Below are 26,227 nucleotides of genomic sequence, written 5' to 3'. Positions count from 1 at the left end.
ATCCACTGAAGGTCTTGGCGGGCAAAAAACAAGCCGAGGATTATACCCGAGCATGGGCCTCACGCGCCAGATGAGGTCGGCGTTTGTGCGGGAACATTCCGGCTCAGCAAGGCGAGAAGCTGGGTTTTTTCCTCGCTGGTCAATTCACTTTGACGTGATTTCCTGAGCAGTTGTTCCAGGCTTCGCTCGCGTTGGCGGGCGGTCAAGCTAGTTATAGTGTCGAAAAACTGTTGTTCAAGGTTGTCGGCCACGATCAGCCATTCCTTTTCCGCCAGCGCCCGCAAAAGGCGGCCCTGTTCGGTGCCGTGCCAGCGTGCGATCAACTGCATTGAGCTTAGCCCAGGATTTTTCTGCGCGGCTTCGATCAGCGCTACCAGCAATTGGCTGTAGAGGTGTTCTTCGCCGGCGAAGTGGCTGGCGTCCTCGACCTTGCCGGCCAGCAGCGGGTGGTGAAGAAGCGTGCGCAAGGCTGCGAGCGTCGGGGGCTCGACCGGTGCCGGCGTGCGTGGTGGTGCCTCGTCTCGTTGCTGCCAGGGCTTGCCGCCTTTGCGGTTCTTGTCCCAGGGCTTGTCGCTCCACGGCTTCTTGCCGCCACCCTTGTTGGGCTTCCACTGCGGCTCTTGTTGTGCCGGCGCGTAATCGTGCTGCGGTATGTCGCCGTAGTCGGGGGTGTAGCTGGCCATGGCGTCGTAATCGTAGCCAGGGTCGTAGTCCGGCACGCTGGTTGCGGCAGGGGCCTGCTGGGCCAGCTGTTCTACCTGTTGCGGGTCGAGGCCGGTGATTTCCTTCAGGCGATTGCGCATCAGCTGGCGCAGGTTGGCGCCCGGGACCTTTTCGATCAACGGTACAGCCAGGGTCGCCATGTGCGCCTTGCCTTCCAGCGAACGGGGGTCGGCCTCCGCGCTCAGTTGCTCGAAGAAATAGTCCGCCAGCGGCTGGGCATGCTGGTTGATGCGAGCCATGAAGGCATCGGTGCCTTCGGCGCGCACCAGGCTGTCCGGGTCTTCGCCTTCGGGCAGAAACAGGAAGCGCGCGCGGCGCCCGTCCTGCAGGGCCGACAGGGTCGACTCCAGGGCGCGCCAGGCGGCCTTGCGCCCGGCCTGGTCGCCGTCGAAGCAGAACAGCACGCTGGGCACCACACGGAACAGGCGCTTGAGGTGCTCTTCGCTGGTGGCGGTGCCCAGGGTGGCTACGGCATTGCGCAGGCCTTGCTGGGCCAGGGCAATGACGTCCATGTAGCCTTCGACGACGATGATCTCGTCGAGGTTGCGGTTGTGCTTGCGCGCCTCGTATAGCCCGTACAGTTCCTGGCCCTTGTGAAAGACCGGGGTTTCGGGCGAGTTCAGGTACTTGGGCTTGTCGTCCCCCAGCACGCGGCCGCCGAAGGCAATGATGCGCCCGCGGCTGTCGCGTATCGGGAACATCACCCGGTCGCGGAAGCGGTCGTAGCGTTTGCCGCTCTCGGCGTTCTCGATCAGCAGGCCGGCGTCGATCATCACCTTCTGCTGCAGCGTGTCGGCACCCAGGTGTTTGAGCAGGTTGTCCCAGCCCGGTGGCGCGAAGCCCAGGCCGAAGTCGCGGGCAATCTCGCCCGACAGGCCGCGACCCTTGAGGTAATCCACAGCCGCCTTGCGGGTCGGGTGGCTACGCAGCGCCTGGCGATAGAATTCCGAGGCGGCGTCCAGTAGCGGATAAAGCGGGGAGTCGGTCGGCTGGCGTGGCTTCTGCGAGCGTCGCCCCTCCTCGCGGGGCACTTCCATGCCGGCGGCACGGGCCAGTTCCTCGACGGCCTGGGGGAAGTCCAGGTTGTCGTGGTCCATGACGAAGCCGAGGGCATTGCCGCCGGCGCCGCAGCCAAAGCAGTAGTAGAACTGCTTGTCGGGGCTGACCGTGAAGGAGGGGGTTTTCTCCTTGTGGAACGGGCAGCAGGCCGAGTAGTTTTTGCCGGTCTTTTTCAGCTGGACGCGCGAACTCACCACATCGACGATGTCGAGGCGGTTGATCAGGTCATCAATGAAGCTTTGGGGAATCAGCCCGGCCATGGCAGTCTCGTCATCTGGCAACTGGCAAGTCTAATCGCTAGCGCGCCGTTTGGGTGGAGTGCTGCTAGGGGAAGTGCGAGGGAATATGTGCTCGTCGGTAACCGCCAGGTAAACCGGAGGTTCGTCAGTCAGGACGTGCACGACTGGTGGGGACCAGCTCTGACGTTTGTAACATTTTGCCCGCTACAGGTGCGGCGGACGCCTTGTGCTAGCTGCTCAAGGTTTGAAACAAACCGCTGCCAACGGCCCGGCGGTAGCCGGGCAGGGCAGAAGCTTTGCGTAGAACGCTTGTACTGTATTAGTACAGGCGAACGGCGCGGCGCTGTTCGCGCTGAACTTTCTTGGCGTGACGCTTAACAGCAGCAGCTGCTTTACGCTTACGCTCGGCGGTCGGCTTCTCGTAAAACTCGCGGCTACGAACTTCAGCCAGTACACCGGCTTTTTCGCAGGAGCGCTTGAAACGACGCAGAGCTACGTCGAAGGGTTCGTTCTCTTTAACTTTGACGGCTGGCATCCAGGGCTACCTTAATTCATTACCGGGGTAGACGTGCTCCTGGCAAAACAAAGGTGTGCTGGAGAACGTCGGTTTTCAAGGGTTGCGGATGTTAACCCTTAGTACGCCGGAATGCAAAGCCTCTGATCGAAAACCGCTGGTCGGCACCCGGCACGGGGACTATCATGCGCGGCTTCGAATTCAGCCCCCACAAGGGACGAGCCCATGCTAGTACTGGGATTGGAAACATCCTGCGACGAAACCGGCGTCGCATTATACGACAGTGAGCGCGGTTTGTTAGCTGACGCGCTGTTCAGCCAGATCGACCTGCACCGCGTGTTTGGTGGGGTAGTGCCCGAGCTTGCCTCGCGTGACCACGTCAAGCGCATGCTGCCCCTCATCCGCCAGGTGCTGGAGGAGGCGGGGTGCGTGGCCACCGAGATCGACGCCATCGCCTACACCGCGGGTCCTGGCCTGGTCGGTGCCCTGTTGGTCGGTGCTTCGTGCGCGCAGGCGTTAGCCTTTGCCTGGGACATCCCGGCGATCGGTGTACACCACATGGAAGGCCATCTGTTGGCCCCCATGCTGGAGGAAAACCCTCCGCAATTTCCGTTCGTCGCTTTGTTGGTGTCTGGCGGACATACCCAGCTGGTTCGCGTCGATGGCATCGGCCAATACGAACTGCTGGGCGAGAGCCTGGACGACGCTGCAGGTGAAGCATTCGACAAGACTGCCAAGCTGATCGGCCTGAATTACCCAGGCGGCCCGGAAATCGCTCGGCTTGCCGAGAAAGGCGTACCGGGGCGCTTCGTATTCCCGCGGCCAATGACCGACCGCCCGGGCCTGGCGTTCAGCTTCAGCGGGCTCAAGACCTTCGCCCTGAACACTTGGCAGCAATGCCGCGATGCTGGCGACGACAATGAGCAAACCCGTTGCGACGTGTCCCTGGCCTTCCAGCAGGCGGTGGTGGACACTCTGACCATCAAGTGCAAGCGCGCACTGAAGCAGACGGGCCTCAAGCGCTTGGTGATTGCCGGTGGCGTGAGCGCAAACAAAGCGCTGCGCCTGTCCCTCGAGGACATGCTCGCGAGCATCAAAGGCAATGTGTACTACGCCCGCCCGCAGTTCTGTACCGATAACGGCGCGATGATCGCCTACGCGGGTTGCCAACGGCTATTGGCCGGGCAGCAGCAGGACCTGGCGATCAGCGTGCAGGCGCGCTGGCCGATGGAGCAGTTGCCGCCGCTGTGAATGAGCCTACGCGAATGTCAGAAGTGACGTTCGCGCCCGGCGAACAGGTCGCGCAGATTGTTGCGATGCCGCCAGACGATCATCAGGGTGAGCACGCTGATCGGCAGCAGCGCCTCGGGCTCGCGCCAGGCCAGCAGTGGTAGGGTCAGAGGTGTTGCGATGAGCGCCGCCAGCGAACTGGTACGGCTGAGGTAGAAGGTCAGTAGCCAGGCGCTGATCGCCAGCAGTGCGGCGGGGAAATAAAGGCCCATCAGCATGCCTGCCGCAGTCGCTACGCCCTTGCCGCCCTGGAAGCGGAAGTACACGGGGAACAGGTGGCCAAGCACGGCGCAGACGCCGACCCAGCCCTGCGCTTGCAGGTCAAGCCCGGCTCCGCGTGCGATCAATACGGGCAACAAGCCCTTGCACAGGTCGCCAAGCAGGGTCAGGATCGCCATTTTACGGCCCGCCAGGCGTAGCATGTTGGTGGCGCCGGCATTGCCCGAACCGCTGGAACGTGGGTCCGGGCTGCCCGAAAGGCGGCTTAGGACGATGGCAAAGGACAGCGAGCCGAGCAGGTAGGCGAGCAGCGCCAGTAACCAAAACATGCTAACTATTCCGGGCGAGGACGCCCTGATTCTAACGGCGCCAGTCGCCCTTGTCGTGCTGTGGAGAGAAGTGCTTGGACAGAGTGTTCATCGAAGGCCTGGAAGTCGATACCGTCATCGGTGCCTATGACTGGGAACGGGATATTCGCCAGTGCCTGCGCCTGGACCTGAGTTTTGCCTGGGACAATCGCCCGGCAGCGGCCGGCGATGACCTGAACCTGGCGCTGGACTACGCCAGCGTTTCGGCGCGTATCCAGGCCTTTGCCGAGCAGGCGCGCTTCGAGCTGGTGGAGACATTCGCCGAGCGCTTGGTGGCCACCTTGATGGCAGAGTTCCACATTCCCTGGGTGCGCCTCAAGCTGACCAAGCCGGGCGCGGTCCCTGCGGCCCGTGGCGGTGTAGGCGTGGAGATCGAGCGCGGATGTCTCTGAGCACGGTTTACCTGGGCCTTGGCAGCAACATCGACCGTCACACGCACCTGTGTGCAGGGCTCGATGCGTTGGCGGCTATCCTCACCGAAATGCGCTGTTCTCCTGCGTTCGAGAGCCAGCCGGTAGGGATCAAGAGTGGTCCGTTCATCAACTTTGTGGTGACTGGCAAGACCGATTTGCCGTTGATGGAACTGGGCCGTCGGCTCAAGTTCATCGAGGCGGAAAACGGTCGCTATGCGCCTGACCGCAAGGGTTTGCCGCTGGACATCGACGTGCTGATGTACGACAGCTTGCTGGGCAGTTTCGAAGGCCTGGTGCTGCCCCGGGCGGAGATTCTGAAGAATGCGTTCGTGCTGTGGCCGTTGTCGTTGCTTGCGCCTGAGCTGGTGCACCCCGGTGTAGGGCAGACCATGGGGCAGTTGTGGCAGCAGGCGCATATTGACCAGGTCCTGGCGCCAGTAGCGTTCGAGTGGCGGGGGTTGCAGCTGACCCAGGCTTGACGGCCTTTCGCGCCCCTTTCGTGGGGCGCCCCGGCAGGAACGCTCCCACAGGACGGGTTGGTCAGCGGGTTGTGTACGCTATGAGCGCTTCAAGTCGCTTCTGCTTTAGCGCCTCGCCCAGCCCTTGGCCCTTCAGGCCTGCCTCCACCAGCGGCTTCACATCCACCGCCCTGGCTGCTGATGCCGCACCACGCAGGTAGTCAGCTTGTGGATAAGCGTGAACCTCTTTGCCCAGTGCTTCCATTTCACACGCGTTGATAAAGTCCTCGAACCGCTGCGGGCGCCGGTAAACGTCGAACTTCTGCAGCAGCTCCAGCAACGTCTCGGGCTCGAGCTCGAAAGCCCGGCGTCCCTGCCCGCCAAACTCACCCACCAGCGTGGATAGCTCCTGGCATTCACGCGGCGCCTTGAAGCGCTGGTTGAGTGCTTTGATCGAGGCTTGATCCAAGCCGTGCAGCAGGCATGCCCAGCGCACGTGCAGGGGCTGATGATGCCTGGCGGCCTGGGTGAGCGCAGCCAGTGAGGTTGAGCCCTGCTCAAGCTCAGGCATGAGCTGCTTCAAGGCCCCGCAGTCGCGCAACACTTGGATGAACACCTGAGGCTCGTCTTCCATCAGTGCCCGCTCGATCTCCTTCCAGCTCCGTTCTGCAGTCAACGCCTGCAGTTCGCCCGAAGTACTGATGCGTCGCATCAGCTCCAGGGTTTGATCTGCCACCTTGAACCCCAGCGGCGCGTAGCGCGCAGCGAAGCGGGCGACACGCAAGACGCGCAGGGGATCTTCGGCGAATGCCGGGGAAACATGGCGCAGCAGGCGATTTTCGAGGTCGGCTTGACCCTGATACGGGTCCAGCACATTGCCTTGTTCGTCTTCAGCCATCGCATTGATGGTGAGGTCGCGACGGATGAGGTCTTCTTCCAGCGTGACGTCGGGGCTTGCATGGAAGGTGAAACCACCATAGCCCCGCCCGCTCTTGCGCTCGGTGCGCGCAAGGGCATATTCCTCGCCCGTTTTGGGATGCAGGAAAACCGGGAAGTCGGCACCGACCGGGCGAAAGCCCTTGGCGTGCATTTCTTCGACGGTAGCGCCGACCACCAGCCAGTCGATATCGCTGACCGGGCGCCCGAGCAGGCGGTCGCGTACTGCGCCGCCGACTTTGTAGATGTGCATGTGCAGCCTCCATTACTGACGACAGGATACCCTGTCGGCAGTAATGGGTGGCGTACAAGCTAGAGGTGATGGATGACGGCGAGGTCCATGCGGCCATAGTCGCCGCTATCGCCGTGTTCGCCCCGGGGCGGCATGTGGTGGGTCTTGACCACTTGATCGCCTTGCACGGTTTCCAGATGGATGTCGAAGCCCCACAGGCGGTGCAGGTGCTTGAGTACTTCTTCGGTGGAATCGCCCAGCGGTTTGCGGTTGTGCTGTTGGTGGCGAAGGGTCAGCGAGCGGTCGCCACGGCGGTCGATGCTCCAGATCTGCACGTTGGGTTCGCGATTGCCAAGGTTGTATTGAGCTGCCAGCAGCTCGCGGATGACCCTGTAGCCGGCCTCGTCATGGATGGCGGGTACCAGCAGGTCGTCGCGTTGATCGTCGTCGAGGATGCTGAACAGCTTGAGGTCACGGATCACCTTGGGTGACAGGTACTGCAGGATGAAGCTTTCATCCTTGAAGCTGCTCATGGCGAACTTGATGGTCGATAGCCAGTCGCTGCCAGCAATGTCGGGGAACCAGCGGCGATCTTCCTCGGTGGGGTTCTCGCAGATGCGACGGATGTCGGTGTACATGGCAAAACCCAGGGCGTAGGGGTTGATGCCGCTGTAGTAGGGGCTGTCGAAACCAGGTTGGTAGACCACGCTGGTGTGCGACTGAAGGAACTCCATCATGAAACCTTCGGTGATCAGGCCCTCGTCGTACAGGTCGTTCATCAGCGTGTAGTGCCAGAATGTAGCCCAGCCTTCGTTCATGACCTGGGTCTGGCGCTGCGGGTAGAAATACTGAGCAATCTTGCGCACGATGCGCACCACTTCACGCTGCCAGGGTTCGAGCAGTGGTGCGTTCTTTTCAATGAAATAAAGGATGTTTTCCTGGGGTTCGGCGGGGAACCGCGCATCATCGCGTTCGCCACCTTTCTCGGCACTTTTGGGGATAGTGCGCCACAGGTCGTTGATCTGGCGCTGCAAGTGTTCTTCACGCTCCTTCTGCCGACGCCGCTCTTCCTCGGCGGAAATCGGGTAAGGGCGCTTGTAGCGGTCCACGCCGTAGTTCATCAAGGCATGGCACGAGTCGATAAGGTCTTCGACGGCATCGATCCCGTGGCGCTCTTCACACTGTGCAATGTACTGCTTGGCAAACACCAGGTAGTCGATGATTGAACTGGCATCGGTCCAGGTGCGGAACAGGTAATTGCCCTTGAAGAAGCTGTTATGGCCATAGCAGGCATGGGCGATCACCAGTGCCTGCATGCACATGGTGTTTTCTTCCATCAGGTAAGCGATGCACGGGTCCGAATTGATCACGATCTCGTACGCCAGGCCCATTTGGCCGCGGCTGTAGGATTTCTCGGTACTCAGGAACTGCTTGCCATAGGACCAATGGTGATAACCCAGCGGCATGCCGACGGAGGCGTACGCGTCCATCATCTGCTCGGCAGTGATCACCTCGATCTGGTTGGGGTAGGTATCCAGGGCATAGCGTTCGGCCAGGCGGCTGATTTCCCGGTCGTAGGTCTGGATCAGCTCGAACGTCCACTCTGACCCGGTGGATATGGGTTGGCGTCTCTGTGCTCTGGCGGTCATGTGGCTAACCTGCGCTGGAAGAGTTCACGGAAGACCGGGTAGATATCGCCGGCCGATACCAACTGCTGCTGGGCGAATGTGTCGGGGAAAGCCTCGCCGATCCGCTCATACTCGTACCACAACGCCTGGTGCTCACGCGGGGTGATCTCGACGTAAGTGTAGTACTGCACATGCGGCATGATCTGTTTGGAGAGGATCTCCCGGCAAATGGGCGAGTCGTCGTTCCAGTTGTCGCCGTCGGAGGCCTGTGCAGCGTAGATGTTCCAGTCACTGGCCGGGTAACGTTCGGCCATGATCTCCTGCATCATCTTGAGCGCGCTGGAAACGATGGTGCCGCCAGTCTCGCGTGAGTAGAAGAACTCTTCCTCATCCACTTCGCGAGCGCTGGTGTGGTGGCGAATGAACACCACCTCGATGCGGTCGTAATTGCGCTTGAGGAACAGGTACAGCAGGATGAAGAACCGTTTGGCGATGTCTTTGGTGGCCTGTGTCATCGAGCCAGACACGTCCATCAGGCAGAACATCACGGCCTTGGAACTGGGGTTGGGCTGTTTGACCAGCAGGTTGTACTTGAGGTCGAAGGTGTCGAGGAAGGGCAGGCGATTGATGCGTGCCTTCAGGCGATCGATCTCTTGCTCCACTTCCTGGATATCGGTGAAGTTGTCTGGTTCCTCGACTTTCAACCGGTCCAGTTCTTTCTGCGCCTCGCGCAGCAAGGCGCGGCTGCTGCCAGTCAGGGCAATGCGCCGGGCATGGGCCGAACGCAGGGTACGAACGATGTTGATGCGTGACGGGTTGCCTTCATTGGCGATACCGGCACGTACGGTCTTGAAGGTGTCAGCGCCAGTCAGGTGGCGTTTGACCAGGTTGGGCAGTTCGAGGTCTTCGAACATGAACTCGAGAAACTCTTCCTGAGTGATCTGGAAGACAAACTCATCCATCCCTTCGCCAGAATTGCCTGCCTTGCCGCGGCCACCGCCGCCGCCACCACCCTGGGGCCTGGGGATGTGTTCGCCGGCGGTAAATTCCTTGTTGCCGGGGTGCACGATGGTCTGCTTGCCGCCACGACCGTGGTGCAATACCGGTTCATCGATGTCCCGTCCTGGAATGCTGATCTGCTCGCCATGCTCCATGTCCATGATGGAGCGGCGGCTCACAGCCTCTTCGACGGCCTTCTTGATGTGGTCACGGTAGCGCCGCAGAAAACGCTGGCGGTTGACCGTGCTCTTGTTCTTGCCGTTCAGGCGTCGGTCGATTACGTAGCTCATGGTCCCTCCGGTAGCTGGGAACAGCTGCACGCTTCAAGCTACGAGCTGCGCGTAAAAGCAGCTGCCGCCGCCCGCGGCTGCCACTGCAGCCTTGGGCGCGCGGTTTGTAGCTTGCCGCTTTATTGCGATTTCCTGACCCGCAGGTACCATTCCGACAGCAGCCGAACCTGCTTGTCGGTGTAACCACGCTCCACCATTCGGGTGACGAAGTCGTTGTGTTTCTTCTGGTCTTCTTTGCTGGCCTTGGCATTGAAGCTGATGACCGGCAGCAGGTCTTCGGTGTTGGAGAACATTTTCTTCTCTATCACCACCCGCAGCTTTTCATAGCTCAGCCAGCTTGGGTTCTTGCCGTTGTTGTTGGCGCGTGCGCGCAGTACGAAGTTGACGATCTCGTTGCGGAAGTCTTTCGGGTTGCTGATACCGGCCGGCTTCTCGATCTTCTCCAGCTCTTCGTTGAGGGCGATACGGTTGAGGATTTCGCCGGTTTCCGGGTCGCGATACTCCTGGTCCTGGATCCAGAAGTCGGCGTACAGCACGTAACGATCGAAGATGTTTTGCCCGTACTCGCTGTAGGACTCGAGGTAGGCGGTCTGGATTTCCTTGCCGATGAACTCGATGTAGCGCGGTGCCAGGTATTCTTTGAGGTAGCGAAGGTAACGTTCGCGCACTTCCGCCGGGAACTGCTCCTGCTCGATCTGCTGTTCCAGCACATACAGCAGGTGAACGGGGTTGGCCGCAATTTCGTGGGGGTCGAAGTTGAAGACCTTGGACAGGATCTTGAACGCAAAGCGGGTCGACAGGCCGTTCATGCCTTCATCGACGCCTGCCGAATCGCGGTACTCCTGGATCGACTTGGCTTTCGGGTCGGTATCCTTGAGGTTTTCGCCGTCGTAGACGCGCATCTTCGAGTAGATGTTGGAGTTTTCAGGCTCTTTGAGGCGCGACAGTACAGTGAACTGGGCGAGCATCTTGAGCGTATCGGGTGCGCAATGGGCTTTGGACAGCGAGCTGTTGACCAGCAGTTTGTCGTAGATCTTGATTTCGTCGCTGACGCGCAGGCAGTACGGCACCTTGACGATGTAGATCCGGTCGATGAACGCCTCGTTGTTCTTGTTGTTGCGGAAGGTGTGCCACTCCGATTCGTTGGAGTGGGCAAGCAGGATACCGGTGTAGGGAATTGCCCCCAGCCCCTCGGTGCTGTTGTAGTTGCCTTCCTGGGTCGCCGTAAGCAAGGGGTGCAGGACCTTGATCGGCGCCTTGAACATCTCGACGAATTCCATCAGGCCCTGGTTGGCCCGGCACAGCGCGCCCGAGTAGCTGTAGGCATCGGCGTCGTTCTGCGGGTATTCCTCGAGCTTGCGGATATCCACCTTGCCCACGAGGGCGGAGATGTCCTGGTTGTTCTCATCGCCCGGTTCGGTCTTGGCGATGGCGATCTGGTTGAGTATCGACGGGTAGAGTTTGACCACCTTGAACTTGGAGATATCGCCGCCAAACTCCTGCAGGCGCTTGGTAGCCCAAGGCGACATGATGGTGTTCAGGTAGCGCCGAGGGATGCCAAACTCTTCCTCGAGAATGGCCCCATCTTCGGTGGCGTTGAACAAGCCCAGTGGCGATTCGAATACAGGTGAGCCCTTGATGGCGTAGAAGGGCACCTTTTCCATCAGTTGCTTGAGCTTTTCGGCAAGCGACGACTTGCCGCCGCCTACCGGGCCCAGGAGGTAGAGGATCTGTTTCTTCTCTTCCAGCCCCTGAGCGGCATGGCGGAAGTACGACACGATCTGGTCGATGCATTCTTCCATGCCGTGGAAGTCTTCAAAGGCCGGGTAGCGCCGAATGACTTTGTTGGAAAATATCCGCGAAAGCCTGGAATTGTTGGAGGTGTCGACAAGCTCCGGTTCACCGATGGCCAGCAACAGCCGTTCAGCCGCCGATGCGTAGGCGCTGCGATCCTCCTTGCACAGCTCCAGGTACTCCTGCAGCGATAGTTCTTCCTGGCGGGTGGACTCGAAACGCTGTTGGAAGTGGCTAAAAATACTCATGACGTCACCTCGCTCGATACGTGGAGACGACGCCGGATCAGTCAGCTGATGCTGGCATGCAATCGGCTTCCCGATTGCTGTATACCCCCCAGAACACCCTGTAACGCTACCGATGACCCGCACGCCGGTGTACCGGCTCTCCCCTTTTTTTGGATGGCCTGCGCTTAAGAATAGTTGGTTATCCGCAAGGTCAAGGGCAAGCGGCGGAGAAGTTGCGAACGACCGTTCGTCAGGTGAGGCGCAAGCCCGCGTGGGGCGCGGGCTGCAGTAAAAATGAAAAATATTATTCAGCAGAGCCTTGGGCGGTCTCGGCAGGGTAGGTGGCGCGCCACAGCTCGAAGCCGCCATCGACGCTGTACACCTCCGAGAAGCCCTGGCCTGCCAGGTAGGCGGCTGCGCTCTGGCTGGAATTGCCGTGATAGCAGACCACCAGGGTCGGGGCATCCAGGTCGGCGTTGCGGATGAAGTCGGCAACTGAATGGTTGTCCAGATGCGTGGCACCAGTGATGTGGCCGGCGGCAAATGCCTGCGGGTCGCGAATGTCGACGACGACCGCACCTTGCGCGCGCAGGGCCAGGGCCTGCTCGGGAGGGATGCGTTTGAATTCGCTCATGGGTAGGGCTTTCCTTCAGGGGTGATCGTTGAGTTTAGTCGGTTGCGCCGGCGAGCGGACGGTGCCGTCGTCGGCGCAGTCGCAGCGGTGGTATTCGCCGCTGTCGACGTTGTACAGGGTCATGGCGCCACCCCACACGCAGCCGGTGTCCAGGGCGATGATGCCTGGCTCGTCGACCCGCCCTTCAAGGGCGGCCCAGTGGCCGAAGATGATCTTGACGTGCCGTGAGCGGCGGCCCTTGTGTGCGTACCAAGGCTTGTAGCCTTTTGGTGCGCAATCCAGGCCTTCCTTGCTCTTGAGGTCGAGTTTGCCTTCAGCGGTGCAGAAGCGCATGCGGGTGAGGTAGTTGGTGATAACCCGCAGGCGCTCGATGCCGCCGAGTTTCTTGCTCCACTTGTTGGGCTCGTTGCCATACATGCCATCGAGGTACAGCTTCAGGCGCCCGTCGTCGCGCAGCACTTGCTCGACTTCTGCGGCCAGTTCCAGCGCCTGCCCCAGCGTCCACTGCGGCGGGATGCCGGCATGGACCAGGGCAATGCCGCGGGGCTCGTCGTAGTGCAGCAGCTTCTGCTGGCGTAACCAATCGAACAGTTGATCGGCGTCGGGCGCTTCGATGATTTCGCGCAGGGTGTCGCTTTTTTTCAGGCGCTCGACGTTGTGCCAGGCGGCCAGCAGGTGCAGGTCATGGTTGCCCAGCACGCACACCAGCGATTGGCGGATGGAATAGAGGTAGCGCAAGGTTTCCAGCGACTCGGGGCCGCGGTTGACCAGGTCGCCGACCAGCCACAGGCGGTCGACAGCCGGGTTGAAGCGGACCCGGTCGAGCAGGCATTTGAGTGGTTGCAGGCAGCCTTGCAGGTCACCGACGGCGTAGGTGGCCATCAGTGCAGGGCCCCTGGAACAGCCAGGCGAAACGGGGCGATCTCGGCGTCGAAGCGTTTGCCGTCTTCGGCGAACATCTGATAGCTGCCCTGCATGGTACCGACGCGGGTACTGATGACTGCGCCACTGCTATAGGTGTGGCTCTGGCCAGGCTCGATCAGGGGTTGCTGGCCGATGACGCCCGCGCCGCGCACTTCTTCCACCTCGCCGTCACCGTTGGTGATCAGCCAGTGGCGAGACATCAGCTTGGCTTTGACCGAACCGTTGTTCTGTACGGTGATGGTATAGGCGAAGGCAAAACGATCGCTTTCGGGGTCGGATTGGTCTTTCAGGTAACGGGTCACGACGCTGACGTCGATCTGGTAACGGGGATCGGACATGCAAGGGCCTTGGCAAACTAGCGAATACGGCGATCCATGCAGTCTAGGCCATTGGCGGGGGGGAGGGCCAGTGGTGTCGGGAGGGAGCTCAATGAGGGGAGGTGGGCAGTAGTGGCCTCATCGCGGGGTAAACCCGCGAAGAGGCCACTGCAGGCGCTATCAGCCTTGCTGATCGGCCAACTGGTCGGCCAGGCGCACGAAGGCTGCCAGGTCCAGCTGCTCTGGGCGCAGGCTGCCATCTACGCCTGCGGCTTCAATAGCTTGGCTGTCGAGCAGGCCCTTGAGCGTATTGCGCAGGGTCTTGCGACGCTGGTTGAAGGCTTCGCGAACCACTTTTTCCAGCAGCAGGTGATCCTTGGCCGGGTAGGGCAGCACTTCATGCGGTACCAGGCGCACGATGGCCGAATCCACCTTCGGCGGCGGGTTGAACGCACCTGGGCCGACATTGAACAGGTGCTCGACCCGGCAGTGGTACTGCACCATGATCGACAGCCGGCCCCAGTCGCCACCGCCTGGGCCTGCGGCCATGCGCTCGACCACTTCTTTTTGCAGCATGAAATGCATGTCGCGGATCAGCCCGGCGTGGCTGAGCAGGTGGAAAATCAGCGGGGTGGAAATGTTGTAGGGCAGGTTGCCGACCACCTTCAGGCTCCGCGCAGGCACGCCCAGCTGGTTGAAGTCGAACTTCAGGGCATCGCCCTGGTGCAGCCGGAAGTTGTCGTTGCCGGCGAATTTGTGCTGAAGGATCGGCACCAGGTCCTTGTCCAGTTCAACGACGTCCAGCTGTGCGCCGCTACCCAGCAGGCCTTCGGTCAAGGCGCCCTGGCCCGGGCCGATTTCCAGCAGGTGTTCGCCGGCCTTGGCGTTGATGGCGCGCAGGATGCGGTCGATGATGCCGGCGTCGTGCAGGAAGTTCTGGCCGAAGCGCTTGCGCGCCCGGTGTTGGTATTGCTCGTTCATGGTCGGTTCTCGGCCATCTGGTAGGCGGTTTCCAGGGCCACGCGCAGGCTGCCGGTGTCGACCTTGCCGGTACCGGCCAGGTCCAGGGCGGTGCCGTGATCGACCGACGTGCGGATGATCGGCAGGCCCAGGGTCACATTGACTGCGGCACCGAAGCCTTTGTACTTCAGTACAGGCAGGCCCTGGTCGTGGTACATCGCCAGCACTGCATCGCAGTGCTCCAGATATTTGGGGGTAAACAGGGTATCGGCCGGCAGCGGGCCGCGCAGGTCCATGCCTTCGGTGCGCAGGCGGACCAGTGTCGGTTCGATGATGTCGATTTCTTCGCGGCCAAGGTGGCCGCCTTCACCGGCATGCGGGTTGAGCCCGCAGACCAGGATGCGTGGGTTGGCGATGCCGAACTTGTCGCGCATGTCCGCATGCAGGATGCGGGTGACGCGCTCCAGGCGCTCAGGGGTGATGGCGTCGGCGATGTCCCGCAGCGGCAGGTGCGTGGTTACAAGGGCCACGCGCAGGCCATGGGTCGCCAGCATCATTACCACCTGGGCAGTGTGAGTCAGCTCCGCCAGGAATTCGGTATGGCCTGAGAAGGGGATGCCGCTCTCGTTGATCACGCCCTTGTGTACAGGGGCGGTAATCATCCCGGCGAAATCACCGCTCAGGCAGCCCTGCCCGGCCCGGGTAAGGGTCTGCAGGACGAAAGCCGCATTGGCTTTATTCAGCTGACCTGGCGCCACTGAGGCGGCCAGGGGGGTATCCCAGACATACAGGCTACCCGCCGGTGCAGGGAGGTCGGGCCACTGGCCCGGTGCTACCGGCAGCAGGTTGACGGCCAGCCCCAGCCGCGCGGCCCGCTCGGCGAGCAGGTCACGGCTGGTGATGGCGATCAGGGGGTGGGGCTGGGCGTCGGCGGCGAGCAGCAGGCACAGGTCGGGGCCTATACCGGCTGGTTCGCCGGGGGTGACGGCAAAGCGCAGGGGCTTCACTGTACGGCCTGGTCAGCGCCAGGCAGCTTGATTTCAACGTAGGCTTCGTCGCGGATCTGGCGCAGCCAGGTCTGCAGCTCTTCGTCGTATTTGCGGTTGCGCAGGACGCTCAGGGCCTGTTGTTCACGGGCCTGTTCGGTGCTGTCGGTGGCGCGGCGGCCCAGCACTTCCAGGACATGCCAGCCGTACTGGGTCTTGAACGGTTTGGTCACTACGCCTTGCTGCGCGTTGGCCATCTGCTCGCGGAACTCAGGCACCAGGCTGTTCGGGTCGACCCAGTTGAGGTCGCCGCCGTTGAGCGCCGAACCCGGGTCTTCCGAGAAGCTCTTCGCCAGCTCGGCAAAGTCTTCGCCATTGGTGATCCGGTCGTACAGACGATCAGCCAGCTGTTCAGTTGCGGCTTCGCTGCGGATCTCGCTCGGCTTGATCAGGATGTGACGCACATGCACTTCGTCACGCAGCACGTTCTCGCTGCCGCCGCGTTTTTCCTCAAGCTTGATGATGATGAAACCGCTAGGGATGCGCAGGGGCTGAGTGATGTCGCCGACGTTCATGCCGCTGAGCAGCTTGGCGAACTCCGGGGGCAGCTGGGCGGCTTTACGCCAGCCCATCTCGCCGCCTTCCAGGGCGTTTTCGCTGCGCGAGTTGGCGATTGCCATCTGGCCGAAGTCGGCGCCCTGACGCAGTTGCTGGTAGACGTCGCCGACCTTGCGTGCAGCCTTCTGGATGTCGTCCGAGTTGGCGGCTTCCGGGGTAGGGATCAGAATGTTGGCAAGGCGATACTCTTCCGACATCTGCATCTTGCCCATGTCCGAGGCGAGGAAGTTCTTCACTTCCTGCTCGGATACCTGGATACGCTCGGCCACACGGCGCTGGCGCACGCGGCTGATGATCATCTCGCGTTTGACCTGCTCGCGCGCGTCGTCGAACGACAGGCCGTCATGGGCCAGCGCGGCGCGGAACTGCTCCAGCGACATGCCATTGCGCTGGGCGATGGTGCCGATGGCCTGGTTCAGTTCTTCGTCGGTGATGCGGATGCCCGAACGTTCGCCAATCTGCAGTTGCAGGTTCTCGACGATCAGGCGTTCCAGTACCTGCTGCTCCAGTGCGCCGGTCGGCGGCACGCCGCCGCCACGCTTGGCGATGGTCTGCTGCACCTCGTGGACGCGTTGGTCCAGTTGGCTCTGCATGACCACGTCGTTATCGACGATGGCCACCACACGGTCCAGGGGTTGCACCGCGGCATGCACCGCGCCACTCAGCAATACAGCGCCCAGCAACACTGGGCGCAGACGATCAATAAGCTTGGTCTTCACGTTCACGGTAACCTTGAATGCCTTGGTCGAGGAAAGATTCGACCTTGTTGCCTACCACGCCACCGAGACCTTTCAGCACGATCTGCAGGAAGATGCCGTGGTCGCCTTTTTCGTTCTGCGGAGTCGCCTGGCTGAAGTCGTCGTAGTCGATCCAGTAACGGTTGATCAGGCGCAGCTTCCAGCAGCAGTTGTCGTACTCGAAACCGCCCATGGCTTCCAGGGTGCGGTTGCGGTTGTAGTCATGCTGCCAGCGCGCGATCACGCTCCATTGCGGCACGATCGGCCAGATGACCGAGAAGTCGTGCTGCTGGATCTTGTAGTAATCCTTGATGTAGTTCGGATCACCCGGGTTGCCATAGTCGCCGCCGCCCACTTTCCACGTACCGGTGGTGGAGTCGTAGGCGATGGTGTCGTTGCGGTAGCGATAACCGAGGTTGACCACCTTGTTCGGGTTGTCTTCAGGCTGGTAGTGGAACATCGCGCTGCCCGAGCGGGTGCTGCGGCTGTCCGGGTCCCAGTTGAAGTCCGAATTGAAGCGCCAGTCGCGGTTGAAGTAGTAGTTATACACCAGCGCGTATGGCGATACGTCGGACTGCGCGTCCTTGCGGGTACGGTAGTCGATGCCTGGCAGCTGGACTTTGCGGTCCTTGAAGTAGTACGCCTGGCCGAGGCTGATGTTCTGACGCTCGAAGCCGTTCTCTTCGATCCAGCGGCTGGTCACGCCGAGCGACAGCTTGTTTTCGTCGCCGATGCGGTCCGTGCCGCTGAAGCGGTTGTCGCGGAACAGCGAGTCGAAGTTGAACAGCGTTTCGCCGGTGTCGAACAGTGGGATGTCAACCTGGTCCTTGTACGGAACATTCAGGTAGTACAGGCGCGGCTCGAGCGTTTGGCGATAGTTGGTGCCGAACATCGAAGTGTTACGGTCGAAGTACAGGCCGCTGTCCACGCTGAAGATCGGGATGTCGCGGTTCTGGTTGCTGTTGAACTCGCCGTTCAATGGCACCGAGCCAGGGTTGAGAGCGATGTCGTTCTTGCCCTTGCCATCCAGGTCCAGGTCATAGTGGGTGTACACGTACTTCAGCTTCGGCGTGATGTAGCCGTAGCTTGCGGTCATCGGCAGGCTTATAGCCGGCGCGAGGTTCAGGCGAGTACCGTTGGCACGCGCCACACCGAAGATGTTCTGGTCGAGCCTGCGCCCATCAGGACCGGCGGTGGTGTCGATGACGCCGTCTTCGTTGAATACAGTGCCGTCTTTCAGGTCACGATCGAAGCGTACCGCTTCGGTCTCGTAACTGAAATCGAACCCGCTCGGGTGGTACGGCAACATGCCGTTGATGGTGATCTGTGGCAGCTTGTTGTACGGCGTGATCTGCGACAGGGTCGCCATCTCGTACGCTTGCGCATTCAGGCGAGCGGTGTAGTTGTCGCCACGCCAGGTCAGTGCACCCTGCTGGTTCACCACGTCATGGCTTTCGACACCGATCTGATCGGTTTCCAGATCCTGGAAGTAGAACGGATCGCTGATGTCGGTGTAGTCAACTTCAGTCATCAGGCGCTCGTCCAGGCCACCTTTGTGCTGCCAGTTGATCATCCAGCGCTGTTCTTTGTAATCAGTCTGGTCTTTGCGATCGTCGTTCTTGTCGTTCAGGTACGCGCCGCCGAACTGGCCTTCGCTGGACTTGGTCAGGTAGCGGAATTCGCCTTCCATCAGCAAGCCACGCTTGGTCATGTAGCGCGGGTACAACGTGGCGTCATAATTTGGCGCTAGGTTGAAGTAGTACGGCGTAACCAGCATGAAGCCGGTGTCGCTGGTGCTGCTGAACGAAGGCGGCAGGAAGCCGGACTGGCGACGGTCGTCGATCGGGAAGTAGATGTACGGTGTGTAGAACACCGGGAAATCCTTGACCCGAAGGGTAGCGTTGGTCGCGGTACCGAAGCCGGTCGCCGGGTTCAGGGTGATGTTGTTGCCCTTCAGCTGCCAGGCGTTGCTGCCCGGTTCGCAGGTGGTGTACGTACCATCCTTGAGGCGGATGATGGCGTTTTCGCCACGCTTGGCGTACAGGGCGCTGCCGCGGATGTGCGACTTGTGCATCACGTATTCGGCGTTGTCGACCTGGGCTGCGCCCGTGTCGAGCTGGATCTGCGCCTCGTCACCCACCACCAGCGAGCCGTTGTCGCGAATCTTGACGTTGCCCTTGAGCTCGCCACGGTTCTCGGTCTGGTAGAGGTTGGCCTCGTCGGCTTCGACCTGCATGCTGCCCTGGCGCATGACCACGTCACCGGCGAGGGTAGCGATCTGCTGCTCCTGCTGGTACTTGGAGACCTTGGCGTTGATGTAGGTCGGCGACTCGTCCTTGGGCGTGGTATCGGCCATGCCCGGGCGGGTTGGCTCGACATACGCACCGCCGCAGTACGGGCCGGTTTCGGCCAGCTGCGCGGGGGTGAGCTTGTCACGTGAGACCCAGTCGAGGTGGCTGTAATCTTCGCTGCGCGACTTCAGGCCACGGCCTTTGCTCTCGGTGACCAGCACCGGCTTGTCAGCGCTCTCGGCCTCGGCCGACGGGGCCTCGGTGCCGGACGTGAGTGCGGCACCCTCGTGCACGGGGCGCGGAGGCAAGTTGCTGGCTGGGGTCTTGGGCTTGCAGTCCCAACCACCGGAGGCGGACACTTGGCAGTCGAACTGCTCGGCTGCGACCACGTACGAGGTGGCAAATGGTTGCAGGGCCAGCAGACCGCCGGTCACCAGCAACGGAAACTTTCTACGAAACGCGGGGGATTTCAATGCCATCTTATTAGTCCGGGCTTCCTGCGTGCCATCTGCCCGCGTGTGGGGCCGCACGCCTCTCGATGGTCTGAAAAAGATGCTGGATAATAAAGCATGACCCGCTTGACGGCTAGGGCCGTCGGAGACCCTTGTAATGCCTGAACACGATGTACGCCTGCAACAACTGACTGTCTGGCTCGCCGAGCAGCTCAATGTGCTTTTCCGTAACAACGCCTGGGGGGAGGTGCCTGAGGGCAGCCTGACCGCCGCCAGCAGCGACGCCAGCTTCCGTCGCTACTTCCGCTGGGAGGGCGCAGGCCACACGTTCGTGGTCATGGATGCACCCCCGCCGCAGGAAAACTGCCGACCGTTCGTCGCCATCGACCACCTGCTGGCAGGTGCGGGCGTGCATGTGCCGCAGATTCATGCCGAAGACCTGGATCGCGGCTTCCTGCTGCTGGGGGATCTGGGGCGCCAGACCTACCTCGACGTCATCGATGCCGATAATGCCGATGGGTTGTTTGCCGATGCCATAGACGCATTGCTGGCCTTCCAGCGCCTGCCGATGAACGCGCCGCTGCCAAGCTATGACGACGCCTTGCTGCGCCGTGAGGTCGAACTGTTCCCCGAGTGGTACGTCGGGCGCGAGCTTGGCCTGGCTTTCAATGAGGCGCAGCAAGCTGCCTGGCAGCGCATCAGCCAACTGCTGATCGACAGTGCCCTGGCGCAGCCCAAAGTGCTGGTGCACCGCGACTACATGCCGCGCAACCTCATGCAGAGCACGCCCAACCCTGGCGTTCTGGACTTCCAGGACGCGGTCTACGGCCCTGTCACCTATGACATCACCTGCCTGTTCAAGGATGCCTTCCTCAGCTGGCCGCAGGCGCGCGTCGAAGGTTGGTTGCACCATTATTGGGGCAAGGCGCAGGCCGCTGGTATCCCGGTGCAGCCATCGTTCGAGGACTTCCACCGTGCCAGCGACCTGATGGGTGTGCAGCGCCATCTGAAGGTGATCGGCATCTTTGCCCGTATCTGCCACCGTGATGGCAAGCCCCGTTACCTGGCCGACGTGCCGCGTTTCTTCGCCTATATAGATGAGGTGATAAGCCGCCGCCCCGAACTCGCGGAACTGGGGCAACTGATCGCAGAGCTCAAAGCCGGAGCGCGTGCATGAAAGCGATGATCCTCGCGGCAGGCAAGGGCGAGCGCATGCGCCCGCTGACCCTGCACACCCCAAAGCCGTTGCTGCCGCTGGCAGGCCAGCCCTTGATCGAGTACCACCTGCGCGCCCTGGCGGCCGCAGGTTTCACCGAGGTGGTCATCAACCACGCATGGCTGGGTCAGCAGATCGAAGACCACCTGGGCGATGGCAGCCGCTTTGGCCTGAGCATCCGCTACTCGCCCGAGGGCGAGCCGCTGGAAACGGGGGGCGGGATCTTCAAGGCGCTGCCTTTGCTGGGTGATGCCCCCTTCTTGCTGATCAACGGCGATGTCTGGACCGACTACGATTTCACCCGCCTGCGCGCACCCTTGCAGGGGCTGGCGCATCTGGTACTGGTCGATAACCCTGGCCATCACGGGCGTGGCGATTTTCGCCTGGAGGGCGAACAGGTCGTGGACGGTGACGATGCGCCCGGCACCTTGACGTTCAGTGGCGTGTCGGTGCTGCACCCAGCATTGTTCGAAGGCTGCCAGGCGGGCGCCTTCAAGCTGGCGCCATTGCTGCGCCAAGCCATGACGGCAGGCCAGGTGAGTGGCGAGCATTATCGCGGCCACTGGGTCGACGTTGGCACCCAGCAGCGCCTGGCCGAGGCCGAGCAGTTGATTGAGGGGCGCGCCTGACATGTGGTGGCCAAGTACCGTGATCGGGCTGGGCGCAGGTTTTGCTGTCGCCAGTATTCCTGGCGCGCTGCTTGGCGCTTTGCTGGGCCAGGCAATGGACCGGCGCCTGCGCGTGCAGGGCTGGGACGACCTGCGCGAACGGCTGAGCGGGCGCCCGGCCCTGCGCGACGAAGAGTTGTTGTTCGTCCTGCTCGGGCGGCTGGCCAAGAGTGATGGGCGGGTGGCTGAGCAGCATATCCAGCAGGCCCGCCAGGAAATGGTCCGCCTGGACTTGGCAGAGACCGCCAGGATGCGCGCGATTGCAGCGTTCAACCGGGGCAAGGCGGGCAAGGACCGTTTGGCTGGCCATCTTCGGCGTATCCGCCTGCAGCCACACGCTGCCGAAGGCACGTTACGGGCGTGCTGGCGCATGGCCTGGGCCGATGGAAAAGCCGGCCAGCACGAGCGTGAGTTGCTGCTGGACTGGGGGCAGAAGCTTGGGCTGAGCCGGCGCCAGGTGCAGGCCATGTCACTGGAGTACGAGCCGCGCAAGATGCAGGCGGCTAGTGCGGTCATGACCTATGCGGCGGCATTGCGGCTGCTGGGTGTGGAACCCGATACCGAAGGTGACCGGGTCAAGCAGGCGTATCGGCGCTTGGTCAGCCGGCATCACCCGGACAAGCTGGCGGGCAGCGGAGCGAGTGAAATGCAGGTGCGCGAGGCCACGGAGCGGACCCGCGAGTTGCATCAGGCCTACGCGCTGATCCGCAAGCGGCGGGGGCTCTGACGGCCAGCTTTTATTCTTGGGGCGCCATCCACCCCCGCACCCGGCGGAACAACTGTTCCTGCTCGGCCGCCTTGTTCCCGGGCATGGCAATCAATGAAAGCTGCTTGTACTGGCTGTCCTTCTGCCGCTTGCTGGCCTGCAGGCGTTGCGCTGCCGCATTGCGGTCGCCGGTACGGGTCGCGTAGTAAAGGTCGGCCGCCGGCACCTTGAGGGTTGGCGTCAGGCTTTCCAGGTCGTGTTCGACCCTTGCAGGCGTCTGCGGCGCGATCATCACCAGCTTTTGCACCTGCGGCGGCTGCTTCTCGCTCAGGTAGCGTGTTGCCCAGTAGGCACCACTGCCGTGGCCGATCAGCACGATGCTGCGCGAGTTGTGCTGCTGGGCGTAGCTCACTGCCGCGTCCAGGCGGGCGAAGATGCGCTCGGCATCGGCCTGGTCATTCTGGTCGCTGGCTTGCACGGCGTCGGTGCTTTCAGCGGCATCGGCATCGGCTGCTGTGGCCTGGGCGACGTTGGCGTTGGCATCGGCCGGCGTGTCCTTGGCAGGCGCCGTCTCGCCTTTGTCTTGCTTCGCTTCGGCAACCGGGCTGGCCTCGACCCGCGCTTGTGGGCTGACGGCGAGCAAGTCAGGCAGGCTGACGCTCAGGCTGTGCCAACCGACATCGGGGAACTTGTGCCGCAGTGGGCCGACCGCGTTGGGCCAGTCGGCGGTTTCACCGGCACCGGGGACGATGATCACGGTGCCCTGCGGGTCGCTGTCGTTGGCCGGTTTCCACAGGGCCAGAAAGCTGTCGGTGCCAGCTTGCAGCGTCTGCTGTTCAGCCTTTGGCACCCGGCGTTCAAGGGCCTGCGCATCTTCCTGGCTGCGCTCCAGCAAGGGTGGGCGTGGCGCGGTGGAAGCAGGCGTTTCTGCGGCCGCCGCGGGTTGCTCGGGGTCGGCGGCCGAGGCGCCGACTGGCAGGAGCGAGGCCAGGCAGCACAATGCCAGCGTCGTGCGATAAAGTGTGGACATGAATCAACCCAAGGCCAGAATGATACCGGCAGCGTAATGGTATTTGCCCGTGACGGCCATGCTGCATGGCCGCCCTTGCCAAGACGAGCGTGTAGATGAAGCGATTGCGTCGCCTGTTGGTTATCGGCTGCTTGTGGCTGCCCTTGATTGCCTTGGCAGGGCCCGAGGTATCGTCGACAGTGGTGCTTGAGCCTGCTCAGCAGCAGTGGCTGGATGCCCACCGCAGCCTTCGGGTGGGGTTGGTGCTGCAGGCGCCCTATGCCCAGTTCGACCGCCGCTTGCAGCAACTCTATGGGGCCAATGTCGAGCTGGTCAACGCGCTTGCCCAGGCGCTCAAGCTGGACCTGACGTGGCGCAACTTCAGCGACCAGGCCAGCCTCGAACATGCGCTGCAGCAGGGCGAAATCGATTTTGCCCCCGGGCTTACGCAAACCCCGGCCAGCCTACGCCTGTGGCTGTTCAGCGACCCCTACATGCGGGTGCCGCAACTGGTGGTCGGGCCGCGCACCGGCGCCTTGGCCGTAGACCTTGAAAAGCTCGCCGAGGACGAGCGCGTCGCAGTGCGCATGCCCAGCGTGCTGGCCGACTACCTGCGCGGCAACTACGCCAACCTCAATGTGCAGGGCGTGCCCGACGAGCGCCAGGCCTTGCAACTGGTCGTCGGTGGCCAGGCCAGCTATGCCGTGCTGGACGAAGCGCAGCTCAGCCGCTTGTCCCGTGAAAGCGAGTTCGGTGAGCTGGCGGTGGTGGGCGACATCGGCCTGCCGCAGTTGCTGCGAGTGGGGTCGCGACGGGACTGGCCGCTGCTGGCCGAGGTGCTGGAACGTGGCCTGCAGGCCATGCCGGCCAAGGCGCTGGAGCAACTCCATCAGCGCTGGTTGCAGCCCAAATACCCACGCCTGAGTGATTCGACCGGTTTCTGGCAGAACCTTGCCTTGCTGTTCGGCATGTTGCTGCTGTGCGCCCTGGCCACGCTGGTGTGGCAACGTCGTCAGCAGCGCCAGCTCGAGCGTAGCCTGCTGGCGGCACGGGACACCCTGACAGAGCGGCAAGTGCGCGAAGAGGCGCTGCGCCTGAGCCAGTTCGCGATCGACCAGAGCACGGTGGGTATTCTCTGGGTCAACTGGGACAGCCATGTGCGTTACGCCAACCATGCCGTGGGGCGCATGCTCGGTTATGCCGAAGCAGCACTGCTGGAACGCCCGTTGATCGACTTCGAGCCGAACCTGACCATGGACCGCTGGCTGCAGCTATGGAAGGGCGCGCGTGCCGGTGAGGCCGGGGCGCGGCAGTTCGAAACCCAGTGCCTGCGCGCCGATGGCAGCTTGTTACCGGTGGAACTGTCGTTGAGCTTCCTGCGCTTTCGTGACGCCGAGTACCTGGTGGTGTACCTCGCCGATGTCACCGAACGCCATCGCGCTCTGGCGGCATTGCGCGAAAGCGAAGCGCGGCTCAAGGGTATTGCCGGCAATGTCCCGGGGCTGGTGTTCCGCCTGGAGCCTGCGCCCGCCGAGGGGGACCCGGAGTTCCCCTACATCAGCGAGGGCAGCGAGGCGCTGGTCGGCTATACGCCGGCACAGATCCAGCACCCGCAGATGGGCTTGCGCAACCTGGTGCATCCAGATGACCGGGCGGACTATCACCAGGTTCAGGACCTGGCCATAGCCCGCGACCGCGACTGGTCATGGCAGGGGCGTATCCTGACCCGCGCAGGTGAACAGCGGTGGGCCGACATCAAGGCCAGTACCCGGCGCCTGGCCAATGGCCGGGTGGTCTGGGACGGTATCGTCTGGGACATCACCCAGAGCAAGCGCGCGGAGTTGGCGCTGGCAAAGTCCCAGGAGCAGCTGCGCGAACTGTCGGCGCACCTGGAGAGCGTGCGCGAGGAAGAAAAGGCCCGCATCGCCCGTGAAGTGCATGATGAGCTGGGGCAGATGCTGACCGTGCTCAAGCTGGAAGTCTCGATGTGCGAACTGGCCTTCGCTGAACTGGACCCGGCCCTCAACGAGCGCCTGGCCAGCATGAAGCGCCTGATCGCCCAGTTGTTCCAGCTGGTCCGTGACGTGGCCACCGCACTGCGCCCGCCCATTCTCGACGCCGGCATCGCTTCGGCCGTCGAGTGGCAAGCCCGGCGCTTCGAAGCACGCACGCAGATACCTTGCCTGGTGCTGGTGCCGGATAATCTGCCAGCATTGAGTGATGCCAAGGCCACCGGGTTGTTTCGTATTCTTCAGGAGGCGCTCACCAACGTCATGCGCCATGCCCAGGCGCACAGCGTGGAGATAGAGCTGGTGCGCGAGGGCGAAAAGCTGCGCATGACCGTCAGTGACGACGGCAGCGGTTTTTGCCTCGACCGGGCCCGGCCGACCTCGTTCGGCCTGGTAGGCGTACGCGAGCGGGTGTTGATGCTCGGTGGCAGCATGGCGTTGCACAGCGAACCCGGCGAAGGCACCAGCCTGAGCGTGACCATTGCGTTGGAGTAGGAGAGCGATCGTGATTCGAGTGCTGGTGGCCGAAGACCACACCATTGTCCGCGAAGGCATCAAGCAGTTGATTGGCCTGGCCAAGGACATGCAGGTGGTGGGGGAGGCCGGCAATGGCGAGCAATTGCTCGAAGCCCTGCGCCACACCCCCTGCGAAGTGGTGTTGCTGGATATCTCCATGCCCGGCGTGAATGGCCTGGAGGCGATCCCGCGGATACGCGCGTTGCACAGCCCGCCGGCGATCCTGATGCTGTCGATGCACGACGAAGCGCAGATGGCCGCGCGTGCACTCAAGGCTGGCGCTGCCGGCTATGCCACCAAGGACAGTGACCCAGCCTTGCTGCTGACGGCGATCCGCCGGGTGGCGGGCGGCGGGCGCTACATCGACCCGGCACTGGCCGACCGTATGGTCTTCGAGGTGGGCCTGACCGAGACGCGGCCTTTGCACACTTTACTGTCAGAGCGGGAGTTCTCGGTGTTCGAGCGCTTGGCCCAAGGTGCCAACGTCAACGACATTGCCCAGCAGCTGGCGCTGTCCAGCAAGACCATCAGCACCCACAAGGCGCGGCTGATGCAGAAGCTCAAGGTCCACTCGCTGGCGGAACTGGTGAAGTACGCCATGGAGCACAAGCTGGTGTAGGAGCGGGCTTGCCCGCGAAGGGCCCGACCTGCTGAGCGCGGTAGGGGCCGACGCATTCGCAGGCAAGCCCAGTAATAGTGCCCGCCCACACGTTGCATCCCAATCCCGACATCCGTGTAGGGCGATCCCTACAGCAAGTCTTCCATCCGGATGATGGCATTCTCTCCGCACCCCCG

The 26,227-nt window shown here is 62.3% G+C and carries 23 protein-coding genes; 8 read left to right on the top strand and 15 right to left on the bottom strand.

Annotated elements, in window-relative coordinates; genetic code table 11:
• Positions 1-59: 59 nt before the first annotated feature.
• Together dnaG and rpsU are read right to left on the bottom strand one after the other, a co-directional pair.
• Positions 60-2,042 (bottom strand): DNA primase, encoded by a 1,983-nt coding sequence (gene dnaG / locus ACNQPL_RS15260; RefSeq protein ID WP_416467160.1) that lies wholly within the window; start codon positions 2,040-2,042, stop codon positions 60-62.
• A 298-nt stretch (positions 2,043-2,340) separates the two neighbouring features.
• Positions 2,341-2,556: a 30S ribosomal protein S21 gene (gene rpsU / locus ACNQPL_RS15255; protein WP_003255575.1), complete on the bottom strand. Its 216-nt coding sequence runs from the start codon at positions 2,554-2,556 to the stop codon at positions 2,341-2,343.
• Between the two features lie 204 nt (positions 2,557-2,760).
• Here rpsU and tsaD point away from each other — a divergent pair, with 204 nt between their 5' ends.
• The gene (tsaD, locus tag ACNQPL_RS15250) at positions 2,761-3,786 is read left to right on the top strand and encodes a tRNA (adenosine(37)-N6)-threonylcarbamoyltransferase complex transferase subunit TsaD (RefSeq protein ID WP_416467159.1); all 1,026 of its coding nucleotides are present in this window, start codon (positions 2,761-2,763) and stop codon (positions 3,784-3,786) included.
• 17 nt (positions 3,787-3,803) lie between these two features.
• Here tsaD and plsY read toward each other — a convergent pair whose 3' ends face one another.
• On the bottom strand, positions 3,804-4,373 hold the full coding sequence (gene plsY, locus ACNQPL_RS15245) for a glycerol-3-phosphate 1-O-acyltransferase PlsY (protein WP_346613650.1): 570 nt from the start codon (positions 4,371-4,373) through the stop codon (positions 3,804-3,806).
• Positions 4,374-4,447: 74 nt separating this feature from the next.
• On the opposite strand from plsY, the gene folB reads away from it, so the two are divergent.
• Positions 4,448-4,804, top strand: coding sequence for a dihydroneopterin aldolase (gene folB, locus ACNQPL_RS15240; RefSeq protein WP_346613651.1), 357 nt, complete (start codon positions 4,448-4,450; stop codon positions 4,802-4,804).
• Positions 4,795-5,304: a 2-amino-4-hydroxy-6-hydroxymethyldihydropteridine diphosphokinase gene (gene folK / locus ACNQPL_RS15235; protein WP_346613652.1), complete on the top strand. Its 510-nt coding sequence runs from the start codon at positions 4,795-4,797 to the stop codon at positions 5,302-5,304. Before folB ends, folK begins: the two co-directional genes overlap by 10 nt.
• Before the next feature lie 61 nt (positions 5,305-5,365).
• Here the strand turns inward: folK and ACNQPL_RS15230 are convergent, their stop codons facing one another.
• From ACNQPL_RS15230 to ACNQPL_RS15180, 11 genes are all read right to left on the bottom strand, one after another.
• The gene (locus tag ACNQPL_RS15230; RefSeq protein WP_346613653.1) at positions 5,366-6,472 is read right to left on the bottom strand and encodes a multifunctional CCA addition/repair protein; all 1,107 of its coding nucleotides are present in this window, start codon (positions 6,470-6,472) and stop codon (positions 5,366-5,368) included.
• Positions 6,473-6,531: 59 nt separating this feature from the next.
• Entirely contained in the window at positions 6,532-8,100 is a 1,569-nt protein-coding gene (locus ACNQPL_RS15225; protein WP_346613654.1) for a SpoVR family protein, read from the bottom strand.
• Complete coding sequence (locus tag ACNQPL_RS15220) at positions 8,097-9,368, bottom strand: YeaH/YhbH family protein (protein WP_346613655.1); 1,272 nt, start codon at positions 9,366-9,368, stop codon at positions 8,097-8,099. Before ACNQPL_RS15220 ends, ACNQPL_RS15225 begins: the two co-directional genes overlap by 4 nt.
• 119 nt (positions 9,369-9,487) lie before the next feature.
• A complete protein-coding gene (locus ACNQPL_RS15215; RefSeq protein ID WP_346613656.1) occupies positions 9,488-11,410 on the bottom strand; it encodes a PrkA family serine protein kinase in 1,923 nt (640 codons plus the stop codon).
• Positions 11,411-11,693: 283 nt separating this feature from the next.
• A complete protein-coding gene (gene glpE / locus ACNQPL_RS15210) occupies positions 11,694-12,023 on the bottom strand; it encodes a thiosulfate sulfurtransferase GlpE (protein ID WP_346613657.1) in 330 nt (109 codons plus the stop codon).
• A 15-nt stretch (positions 12,024-12,038) separates the two neighbouring features.
• Complete coding sequence (locus ACNQPL_RS15205; RefSeq protein ID WP_346613658.1) at positions 12,039-12,905, bottom strand: symmetrical bis(5'-nucleosyl)-tetraphosphatase; 867 nt, start codon at positions 12,903-12,905, stop codon at positions 12,039-12,041.
• Positions 12,905-13,285 carry a Co2+/Mg2+ efflux protein ApaG gene (apaG, locus tag ACNQPL_RS15200; RefSeq protein ID WP_346613659.1) on the bottom strand — a complete coding sequence of 127 codons (381 nt, stop codon included), beginning with the start codon at positions 13,283-13,285 and terminating at the stop codon, positions 12,905-12,907. The genes ACNQPL_RS15205 and apaG overlap by 1 nt, the downstream gene beginning before the upstream one ends.
• Before the next feature lie 159 nt (positions 13,286-13,444).
• Positions 13,445-14,245 (bottom strand): 16S rRNA (adenine(1518)-N(6)/adenine(1519)-N(6))-dimethyltransferase RsmA, encoded by an 801-nt coding sequence (gene rsmA, locus ACNQPL_RS15195; RefSeq protein ID WP_346613660.1) that lies wholly within the window; start codon positions 14,243-14,245, stop codon positions 13,445-13,447.
• Positions 14,242-15,231 (bottom strand): 4-hydroxythreonine-4-phosphate dehydrogenase PdxA, encoded by a 990-nt coding sequence (gene pdxA, locus ACNQPL_RS15190; protein WP_346613661.1) that lies wholly within the window; start codon positions 15,229-15,231, stop codon positions 14,242-14,244. The genes rsmA and pdxA overlap by 4 nt, the downstream gene beginning before the upstream one ends.
• Positions 15,228-16,553, bottom strand: a complete 1,326-nt coding sequence (locus ACNQPL_RS15185; protein WP_346613662.1) for a peptidylprolyl isomerase — start codon at positions 16,551-16,553, stop codon at positions 15,228-15,230. Before ACNQPL_RS15185 ends, pdxA begins: the two co-directional genes overlap by 4 nt.
• The gene (locus ACNQPL_RS15180) at positions 16,528-19,335 is read right to left on the bottom strand and encodes an LPS-assembly protein LptD (RefSeq protein ID WP_387530468.1); all 2,808 of its coding nucleotides are present in this window, start codon (positions 19,333-19,335) and stop codon (positions 16,528-16,530) included. The genes ACNQPL_RS15185 and ACNQPL_RS15180 overlap by 26 nt, the downstream gene beginning before the upstream one ends.
• Positions 19,336-19,465: 130 nt before the next feature.
• On the opposite strand from ACNQPL_RS15180, the gene ACNQPL_RS15175 reads away from it, so the two are divergent.
• Genes ACNQPL_RS15175 through ACNQPL_RS15165 form a run of 3 tightly spaced genes read left to right on the top strand, consistent with a single transcriptional unit; the run spans position 19,466 to position 21,919 of the window.
• The gene (locus tag ACNQPL_RS15175) at positions 19,466-20,485 is read left to right on the top strand and encodes an aminoglycoside phosphotransferase family protein (protein WP_416467158.1); all 1,020 of its coding nucleotides are present in this window, start codon (positions 19,466-19,468) and stop codon (positions 20,483-20,485) included.
• A complete protein-coding gene (gene murU, locus ACNQPL_RS15170; protein ID WP_416467157.1) occupies positions 20,482-21,153 on the top strand; it encodes an N-acetylmuramate alpha-1-phosphate uridylyltransferase MurU in 672 nt (223 codons plus the stop codon). Before ACNQPL_RS15175 ends, murU begins: the two co-directional genes overlap by 4 nt.
• A 1-nt stretch (position 21,154) precedes the next feature.
• On the top strand, positions 21,155-21,919 hold the full coding sequence (locus ACNQPL_RS15165; RefSeq protein WP_416467156.1) for a TerB family tellurite resistance protein: 765 nt from the start codon (positions 21,155-21,157) through the stop codon (positions 21,917-21,919).
• A gap of 10 nt (positions 21,920-21,929) precedes the next feature.
• Here ACNQPL_RS15165 and ACNQPL_RS15160 read toward each other — a convergent pair whose 3' ends face one another.
• Positions 21,930-22,928 (bottom strand): alpha/beta hydrolase family protein, encoded by a 999-nt coding sequence (locus tag ACNQPL_RS15160; RefSeq protein WP_346613667.1) that lies wholly within the window; start codon positions 22,926-22,928, stop codon positions 21,930-21,932.
• Between the two features lie 95 nt (positions 22,929-23,023).
• Between ACNQPL_RS15160 and ACNQPL_RS15155 the strand changes: the two genes are divergently transcribed.
• Together ACNQPL_RS15155 and ACNQPL_RS15150 are read left to right on the top strand one after the other, a co-directional pair.
• Positions 23,024-25,411, top strand: a complete 2,388-nt coding sequence (locus ACNQPL_RS15155) for a PAS domain-containing sensor histidine kinase (protein ID WP_346613668.1) — start codon at positions 23,024-23,026, stop codon at positions 25,409-25,411.
• A gap of 7 nt (positions 25,412-25,418) precedes the next feature.
• Complete coding sequence (locus ACNQPL_RS15150; RefSeq protein ID WP_346613697.1) at positions 25,419-26,051, top strand: response regulator transcription factor; 633 nt, start codon at positions 25,419-25,421, stop codon at positions 26,049-26,051.
• The last annotated feature ends 176 nt before the right edge of the window (positions 26,052-26,227 follow it).

This window comes from Pseudomonas sp. LFS044, from assembly GCF_047978245.1.
GTDB lineage: Bacteria > Pseudomonadota > Gammaproteobacteria > Pseudomonadales > Pseudomonadaceae > Aquipseudomonas.
The sequence above is the reverse complement of the archived record's forward strand: the minus strand, read 5'-3'. Positions and strand labels throughout refer to the sequence as shown.